6 protein-coding genes are annotated in these 8,779 nt (G+C 43.3%); 4 read left to right on the top strand and 2 right to left on the bottom strand.

Annotation, left to right across the window (positions count from 1 at the left end):
* The first annotated feature begins 477 nt into the window (after positions 1-477).
* Both D8791_RS10160 and D8791_RS10155 read left to right on the top strand, forming a co-directional pair.
* A complete protein-coding gene (locus tag D8791_RS10160) occupies positions 478-2,214 on the top strand; it encodes an ABC transporter ATP-binding protein (RefSeq protein ID WP_125447753.1) in 1,737 nt (578 codons plus the stop codon).
* Between the two features lie 9 nt (positions 2,215-2,223).
* Positions 2,224-3,996 (top strand): ABC transporter ATP-binding protein, encoded by a 1,773-nt coding sequence (locus D8791_RS10155; RefSeq protein ID WP_125447752.1) that lies wholly within the window; start codon positions 2,224-2,226, stop codon positions 3,994-3,996.
* Positions 3,997-4,087: 91 nt separating this feature from the next.
* On the opposite strand, the gene D8791_RS10150 is transcribed toward D8791_RS10155, so the two are convergent.
* Together D8791_RS10150 and D8791_RS10145 are read right to left on the bottom strand one after the other, a co-directional pair.
* Positions 4,088-4,771 carry a B3/B4 domain-containing protein gene (locus D8791_RS10150; protein ID WP_125447750.1) on the bottom strand — a complete coding sequence of 228 codons (684 nt, stop codon included), beginning with the start codon at positions 4,769-4,771 and terminating at the stop codon, positions 4,088-4,090.
* 55 nt (positions 4,772-4,826) lie between these two features.
* Positions 4,827-5,840 (bottom strand): YdcF family protein, encoded by a 1,014-nt coding sequence (locus D8791_RS10145; protein ID WP_125447748.1) that lies wholly within the window; start codon positions 5,838-5,840, stop codon positions 4,827-4,829.
* Between the two features lie 230 nt (positions 5,841-6,070).
* On the opposite strand from D8791_RS10145, the gene brnQ reads away from it, so the two are divergent.
* The gene (gene brnQ / locus D8791_RS10140; protein ID WP_125447746.1) at positions 6,071-7,402 is read left to right on the top strand and encodes a branched-chain amino acid transport system II carrier protein; all 1,332 of its coding nucleotides are present in this window, start codon (positions 6,071-6,073) and stop codon (positions 7,400-7,402) included.
* A gap of 222 nt (positions 7,403-7,624) precedes the next feature.
* Positions 7,625-8,779 (top strand): PavB family fibronectin-binding SSURE repeat adhesin (locus tag D8791_RS10135; RefSeq protein ID WP_125447744.1); only part of this gene is annotated, 1,155 nt, incomplete at its 3' end.

Below are 8,779 nucleotides of genomic sequence, written 5' to 3'. Positions count from 1 at the left end.
ATGAAAATGTCCGCTCCGACGGACTTGACAGACCGACAGTGATGTCGGTCTGCTTTCGCGTGGTTTTCGCGTGAAAAATCAAGCGAAAGAGGGGCAAAAAAGGGGCATAAGTAGTAAACTTTTGTATTTTTACGACAAAAAGCAGATGTATTTTACAATGTATAAAGGCTTATTTTAAGCTTTTTTCGGTGTATATGTGTTTATCTATATAGTGCTTTTCAATTACTCTTAAATAATAAGGTATCCAATTTAAAAAACCAAGTCTTTCGACTTGGTTTTTTTGTAATTATTCAATTTGTATTAAATAACGTATTCTTAAAATATAGTACAAACTCGAAAGAAAAGATATGCTGGTAACTCTTTACGCTTTTTCATATTTCTGCTATAATATTCTTAATAAGGCGTGCATTTGCGCGCTCTTTTCTGTCTAAAAGTACTCTTCAGTGCTTTTTTATTATTATAGAAATTGGAGGGATTATGCTTTACATTTGGTCTTATTTGAAACGCTACCCCAAGTGGTTGGTGCTGGATTTTGTTTCGGCCATCTTTTTTGTAGTGGTCAATCTAGGGCTGCCAACGGTTTTGGCGCGCATGATTGACGAAGGGATTAACCAGGGCGATCAGGAACGCCTGTATTTCTGGGGCTTTATCATGCTGCTGGTTATTATCCTTGGGATTTTGGGGCGGATTGTCCTTTCCTACGCCGCTGGAAAATTAACGACCAGTATGGTGCGAGATATGCGGAATGATCTCTATGACAAGCTGCAGGAGTATTCCCATCATGAGTACGAGCAGATTGGCGTTTCTTCGCTGGTGACACGGATTACCAGTGATGCCTTTGTCCTCATGCAGTTTGCTGAGCAAACGCTCAAAATGGGAGCTATCACGCCTATCATGATGCTGTCGTCTATCCTCATGATTTTCCTGACCAGTCCGTCCATGGCTTGGATCGTGGCGATTTCAGTGCCTTTTTTGGCAATCGTAGTCTGGTATGTGGCGGTCAAGACGCGTCCCCTGTCTGAAAAGCAGCAGAAGACGCTAGACAAGATCAACCAGTATGCTCGAGAAAATCTGACCGGTCTGCGGGTCATTCGAGCCTTTGACCGTGAGGAATTTCAGGAAGAGCGCTTCGCTAATGAAAATGAAATCTATGCGGACAATTCCAACCGTCTCTTTAAATTGACAGGTTTGACGGAGCCTCTCTTTGTGCAGATTATCATTGCCATGATTGTGGCCATTGTCTGGTTTGCCCTCAAGCCTCTGGGCAGCGGCGAGTTGAAAATCGGGGATTTGGTTGCCTTTATCGAGTACAGTTTCCATGCCCTTCTGTCCTTCCTGCTCCTGTCCAGTCTCTTTACCATGTATCCACGGACGGCGGTCTCTAGCGAGCGGCTGAAGGAAGTCATGGATATGCCGATTTCCATCGATCCAAATGAGAATGGGATCACGGAAACAGCGACTCATGGCTATTTGGAATTTGACAATGTAACCTTTGCCTATCCAGGTGAGACAGAAAATCCTGTCCTGCATAATATCTCCTTCCAAGCCAAGCCGGGGGAAACGATCGCATTTATTGGTTCAACAGGCTCGGGTAAGTCTTCCTTGGTGCAGCTGATTCCGCGTTTCTATGATGTGACCTTGGGCAAGATTTTGGTGGATGGTGTGGATGTCCGCGCTTATAATCTCAAGGCCCTCCGTCAGAAGATTGGCTTTATCCCGCAGAAAGCTCTGCTATTTACTGGGACGATCGCTGAAAATATCCGCTATGGTAAGGAAGATGCTAGCTCAGAGGAGCTCAATCAAGCAGCGGATGTGGCTCAGGCTCGCGACTTTATCGAAAGCAGAGAAGAACGCTACGAGACGCATTTGGCTGAAGGCGGCAGCAATCTATCTGGTGGCCAAAAGCAACGTCTGTCCATTGCGCGTGCGGTGGTCAAGGAGCCAGACATTTATATTTTTGATGATTCCTTCTCGGCTCTGGACTACAAGACGGATGCGACTTTGCGCCGTCGACTTAAGGAAGTGACGCAGGATGCAACGGTTCTCATCGTGGCTCAGCGAGTCGGAACCATTATGGATGCGGATCAAATCATTGTCTTAGACAAGGGTGAAATCGTGGGTCACGGCCGGCATGAGGAACTGATGGAAAATAATGCCATCTATCGCGAAATTGCCAATTCCCAGCTCAACAGCCAATCACTAACAGAAGAATAGGAGGAAGAGATGAAAGAAAATAGTTTTGTCCGCTTATGGGGTTATCTAAAAGTCTATAAAGCCGCCGTGCTTTTTGCAGTCTTCCTCAAGATTGTCAGCGTGGTCATGAGTGTCCTAGAGCCTTTTGTCCTAGGTCTTGCCATCACTGAGCTGACACAAAATCTGCTGGATATGGCCAAGGGAGTACCCGGTGCAGCCATCAATAGCAGCTATGTAGCCTGGATCATGCTGCTTTACTTTATTCGTGCCCTCTTTTATGAGATTGGTGCCTATTTCTCTAACTATTTCATGACCAATGCTGTGCAGAGTACTGTCCGCGACATGCGCAACGAGCTGAGTCATAAGATCAATCAAATTCCTGTTTCGTATTTTGACAAGCACCAGTTCGGTGATTTGATTGGGCGCTTCACTAGTGATGTAGAGACCGTCTCAAATGCTCTCCAACAAAGCTTTTTGCAGGTGGTCAATGCTGTCATGACACTGATTTTGGTCATCGGAATGGTTTTGTATCTGAATCTCCAGCTGGCCTTGATCGTTATTGTCAGCATTCCTCTGACTTATTTGGGAGCGAGATTCATCCTCAAAAAATCCCAGCCTTACTTTAAGCAGCAGGCGGATGCTTTGGGTGCTATGAATGGATTTGTCCAGGAAAATCTGTCAGGTTTCAATGTTCTCAAGCTTTATGGTCGGGAAGAGACTTCAGCTGAGGATTTTCGAGCTATTACTCAAAATCTGCAGGAAGTCGGTTTTAAAGCCAGCTTTATCTCAGGGCTCATGATGCCCGTCCTTAATGCGATTTCGGATTTAACCTATCTCATCGTAGCTCTGGTAGGCGGTTTGCAGGTTATTGCTGGTCAGCTGACCATCGGGAATATGCAGGCCTTTGTCCAGTACGTCTGGCAGGTCAATCAGCCTATCCAAAACCTTACCCAGCTGGCAGGTCAGCTCCAGAGTGCCAAGTCTTCGCTGGATCGGATTTTCCAGATTTTGGATGAGCCAGATGAAGTCATGGATAATACTATCCAGCTAGATAAGGACTTGACTGGCCAAGTCAGCTTCAAAGATGTAGACTTCCAATATGTGGCAGACAAGCCGCTGATTCGCAACTTTAATCTGGAAGTTCAGCCTGGTGAAATGGTGGCTATTGTCGGGCCGACTGGAGCTGGTAAGACGACTTTGATCAACCTGCTCATGCGTTTCTACGATGTGACTAAAGGCTCTATCAGCGTGGATGGCCACGATATTCGCCAGCTATCCCGCCAAGACTATCGTAAGCAATTTGGTATGGTCTTGCAGGACGCTTGGCTTTATGAAGGGACTATCAAGGAAAATCTCCGCTTTGGTAACCTTGATGCTACCGATGAGGAGATTGTGGAAGCAGCCAAATCAGCCAATGTGGATCACTTTATTCGTACCTTGCCGGGTGGCTACAATATGGAAATGAATCAGGAGTCTAGCAATATTTCGCTGGGTCAAAAACAACTTCTGACGATCGCACGGGCGCTCTTGGCCGATCCTAAGATTCTAATTTTGGACGAGGCGACATCCTCAGTGGACACTCGTTTAGAATTGTTGATTCAGAAGGCCATGAAAACTCTGATGCAGGGGCGGACGAGCTTTGTCATTGCTCACCGCTTGTCTACTATCCAAGAAGCAGATAAGATTTTGGTGCTCAAGGATGGACAAATCATTGAGCAGGGCAATCACGAGTCGCTGCTGGCAGACAAGGGATTCTATCATGACTTGTATATGAGCCAATTTTCGGATAAGAAAGAAGCCTAGACATACAAAAAAGGAAGCTCGCTTGAGTTTCCTTTTTGAATAATCATTTTGATGTAGTTTTAAACCAAAAGCTTGTCGGGTGAAAAGCTGCTTAAAGATCTTCTACTTGAATGACATGGGTTTCAAATTCGAGATGTGGCATGGCTGCTGCTAAATCCTGATGGATGCGTTCAAGGGCTTCTAGTCGCATTTGGACAGGTGTATGGGCATTTCCTTGGATAATGAAAATGGCATTTTTGGTACTATCATCAAATTTATAAAGGTCGCTGTCACGGACATCAAGCCAAGCAAGGGTGCCTTTTTCATCTCGATAGACATAGTCGGTCGGAGCCACGTGCTTTTCCTTGGATAAGATGGGGAGGAAAATATCATCCTTCTGACTGACAGTAAATTCAATCTCATCACCGATTTTATCAAGGTCATGCCCGCCGATAGCCAGGAGAGAATGCAAGGATTCCACATTATAAATATCAATGACGCTGTTAATCCTTGGAATGGATCCGCGGTGTTGGATATTGCGGATCAGAGCTGGTACAGTTGGCGGGTTCTTTTTAACACTTCGCCCCACTTTCTGCAGTAAATCACAGTAGCCTTGGATAGTCGGATGGTCAGTGATTTCTGTTAAATTGCAGTTCAAAGCCCAGTTTTCTGCTTCTTTCTGTTTCTGGAGAAAAGCCTCTGATAAAGGTGCTTGGGGATCGACGTTTCTAGCAATGCCAAGGACGACGCTTGTGATGCCCAGTTCTGCTAAACTTTTATCAATGGTAAATTTCATCTTAGACGGACCTCCATTTTTTTCTTACCTTCATTATACCTTTTTCTAGGGCTTTTTACAATGAAAAATATGTGTGAAATAAGGAGAAAAGGAAGGGAAGCAGTAGAATTCCGATGATAAACGCATGCCATTTCCAGTAGATACGGATCAAACCAGCGGTTTCTCGGATCCATGCAGAAGGAAGGAAATAGAAGGCCGTTCGAGAACCAATGCTGCGACCTTTGAGACCGACTTGTTTCATATAGATGCCAGCACGTAGCGCGTGGAAAGAATTTGTGACTAGGAGAACTCGATCTTGCTCCAGTCCTTGTGATAGCATAAGCTGTTTACTGAATATGAGATTTTCAAGCGTAGTGCGAGATTTATTTTCGAGGAAAATACTGTCAGCTGGGACTCCTTTTTCCATCAAATAACCTGCCATAGCCTCTGCTTCGGAAATCCACTCGTCGTCTCCCTGACCGCCAGAGACAATGATGACTGGTCTCCGATTAAATTTCTCATAGATGGCTATCCCTTTATCTAAGCGTTGAGCCAGCAGGGGAGGCACCTTATCTCCAAACAATCCTGCACCGAGGATAATAATAGTCTGAGGCTCTTTCTTGACTGGAAAAATATTTAAAAAGAATGCATAGATGATATAGGAAAGATAGAGAAAGGTTCCGTAAAATAGTAGTAAATCAGCGAGGGAAATCAAAGTTGCAAGAAATGACCGAGGAGCGAGAAAATGCAGTAAACCAAGCCCCACAATCGCTAGGCCGTAGAGAAGGGATAGGAGATTGGCTAATCTAAGCCCCTCTAGCTGCAACATTTGGCGACCATTAAAAATCAAATAAGCAGTAGAAGCGAAAATACTAATAGGAATTGCTAAAAGCAGGATATAAAAGCTAATCATAGCTGGTGTATAACCAATAAATCGCTCGAGACTAACAATCGTAAGCCCGGCTAAAACAATGCCCATCATCATAAGAGTGAAGGTCAGGAGATAAGCATTGAATAAACTTCTAGGTTCCCGATAGAATAAAAGAGCAAAGATAGCAGCAGGGATGAGCCAGATTAGATGAAGTAACATATTAAAACCTCGCAAATGAATTTATAACCAGTATAGCATAAGTCCATCTAATAAAAAAGAAATTGGATATATGATATAAATCGGAATTTAATAAAGATAATTCGTAATAAATCGTATTGTGTTTTGCGATTTTCTTAAGGTTGAGAAAAGGCAATTTTTATTTCAAAATTCTTGCAATGAGTAGTGTTTATCGGTATAATGGAAAAATCTTAAAAAGACTGGAGATGACGATGATAAAAAAAGGATCCTTGACCGGTTTGCTTTTATTTGGAATGTTTTTCGGAGCCGGTAACCTGATTTTCCCACCTCAGTTGGGCTTGGAATCTGGTCAAAATTTTTGGCCAGCTATTGGAGGCTTTGTCCTATCAGGTGTCGGTATTGCCATTTTAACTTTAATTATAGGTACTTTGAATCCCAAGGGTTATATTGATGAAATTTCGAAAAAGATTGCCCCTTGGTTTGCGGTTGCTTACTTGGTAGCCCTCTATCTTTCAATTGGTCCCTTCTTTGCCATTCCTCGGACGGCGACCACTGCCTTTTCTGTCGGAATTGAGCCCATGTTGCCTGCTGGTTCTCATACTATTTGGCTTCTTGGCTTCACGCTGGTCTATTTTGCTTTGGCCTATCTGATTGCCCTCAATCCCTCAAAAATCCTTGATAGTATCGGCCGTTATCTAACACCAATTTTTGCCCTCTTGATTGTAGTTTTAATTGTATTAGGCGCTGCCAAATATGGTTCCACTGCCCCTCAAGGAGCAACAGGGGGATATGCTGCTTCAGCTTTCGGGGCAGGCTTTCTTCAAGGCTACAATACTCTAGATGCTTTGGCTTCAGTTGCCTTTAGTGTGGTTGCTGTGACGACACTCAACCAACTCGGTTTCAAGAATAAAAAAGAATATATTTCTACTATTTGGATCGTGGGTATCCTTGTGGCGCTGGGCTTTAGCGTTCTTTATATCGGTTTGGCCTTCCTTGGAAATCACTTCCCACTTGATCTAGCGAATTTGCCAAAAGGTGCAAACGTAGGGGCCTCTGTTTTGTCTTCTGCAACTCAGGCTATCTTTGGGCCGATGGCTCAAATTTTCCTAGCGATTATGGTAACAGTGACCTGTTTTACAACTACAGCAGGACTTATCGTCTCAACTGGCGAATTTTTCCACAATACCTTCTCGAAAGTATCTTATAAGGTTTATGCGACCATTTTTACGCTAGTTGGTTTCGCTATTGCAAATCTTGGTTTGAATGCTATTATTCAGTATTCAGTTCCAGTTCTGGAAATTCTTTATCCGATTACCATTACGATTGTGATGATTGTCATGGTCAATCGCTTTTTACCACTTTCTAAACCAGGGATGCAGTTGACCATCGCAGTGGTGACCCTGATTGCTTTTGCTAGCATTTTGGGACGACAATTCAAGCTAACTGCCATTCTCAATCTGGTTAATGCTCTACCATTTGCTCAAGCTTCTCTACCTTGGTTGCTGCCGGCTCTAGTTGGAATTTTGCTCTCGCTCCTTTTGCCAAACAAGCAAAAAACTGAAGCATTTGAATTTGAAGCATAAGAAGAAAATTCACCACAGTGTGGTGGATTTTTTTTTGACTCATTGTCAATTATAGTAGGGAATTTATGGCGAAGGAATTCAAGCTATTTTTTTATGAGCAATATGACAATATAATCCTTTTATAAGATAGATTTAAGAAAAATTTTAACTTTTTCTTAACCATTTTTAATCTTAGGAGATTATACTAAAGTCATCAAAAAAACAAACCTAAAGGAGAATCTTATGAAATTCAATTCAAATCAAAAGTATACTCGCTGGTCAATCCGCCGTTTAAGCGTAGGTGTGGCTTCCGTCGTAGTTGCCAGTGGTTTCTTTTTGCTAGTTGGTCAACCGAACACTGTACACGCAGATGTTCTCACTTCAACCCCTGCTCAAGTTCTTCAAGTAGATTCATCATCAGTAGAAAAGAATGAGTTGCCAGAGACAGTTCTGAAAGAAGCTGTAGATTCAGCTCTTACTGCAAATCAGACGACTCCAACTCCAAAGGAAGTAGTCGATGAGACTAATTCTACAGACAAGTCTAGCTCAGATCCTAATGAAGAAGCTGTAAAACCAAAAGAAGAAGAGGTTATGCCAGAAGTTAGCAAACCAAAAGAAGAAGAGGTTATGCCAGAAGTTAGCAAACCAAAAGAAGAAGTTAAGCCAGTGGCAACTCCTGATGTAGTTTCAAAACAGGACCCTGAAGCGACTACTCCTCAATCAATAACGACTCAAGATGAAGTTAAAAAAGGAGTTGAAGAAAATACTAAGGACTCAGTAGACGTCCCAGCTAGCTACTTAGAAAAAGCGAACGTTCCTGGTCCATTCTTGGCTGGTGTTAATCAAGTCATTCCGTATGAAGCTTTCGGTGGAGATGGTATGTTGACGCGTCTCTTGCTCAAATCTTCTGACAAGGCTCCTTGGTCCGACAATGGTACAGCTAACAACCCAGCCCTCTTGCCACTTGAAGGCTTAGCGAAAGGTCAATACTTCTACGAAGTGGATTTGAACGGCAACACTACAGGTAAAGACGGGCAAGCCCTTCTGGACCAACTTCGCGCCAATGGCACATATGCTTACCAAGCGACTGTTAAAGTCTATGGTGCTAAAGATGGAAAAGCAGATTTGACCAATCTCGTAGCGACAAAAAATGTAACTGTTAACATGAACGGTCTTATTTCAAAAGAAGCAGTCAAAGACTCAGTCACTAAAAATATTAAAGACCATATTGACGTTCCAGCTAGCTACTTAGAAAAAGCAAATGTTCCTGGTCCATTCTTGGCGGGTGTTAACCAAGTCATCCCTTATGAAGCTTTCGGTGGAGATGGTATGTTGACGCGTCTCTTGCTCAAATCTTCTGACAAGGCTCCTTGGTCCGACAATGGTACGACAATGGTA

The organism is Streptococcus cristatus (genome assembly GCF_003943515.1).
In the GTDB taxonomy this organism is placed as follows: Bacteria; Bacillota; Bacilli; order Lactobacillales; family Streptococcaceae; genus Streptococcus; species Streptococcus cristatus_D.
The sequence above is the reverse complement of the archived record's forward strand: the minus strand, read 5'-3'. Positions and strand labels throughout refer to the sequence as shown.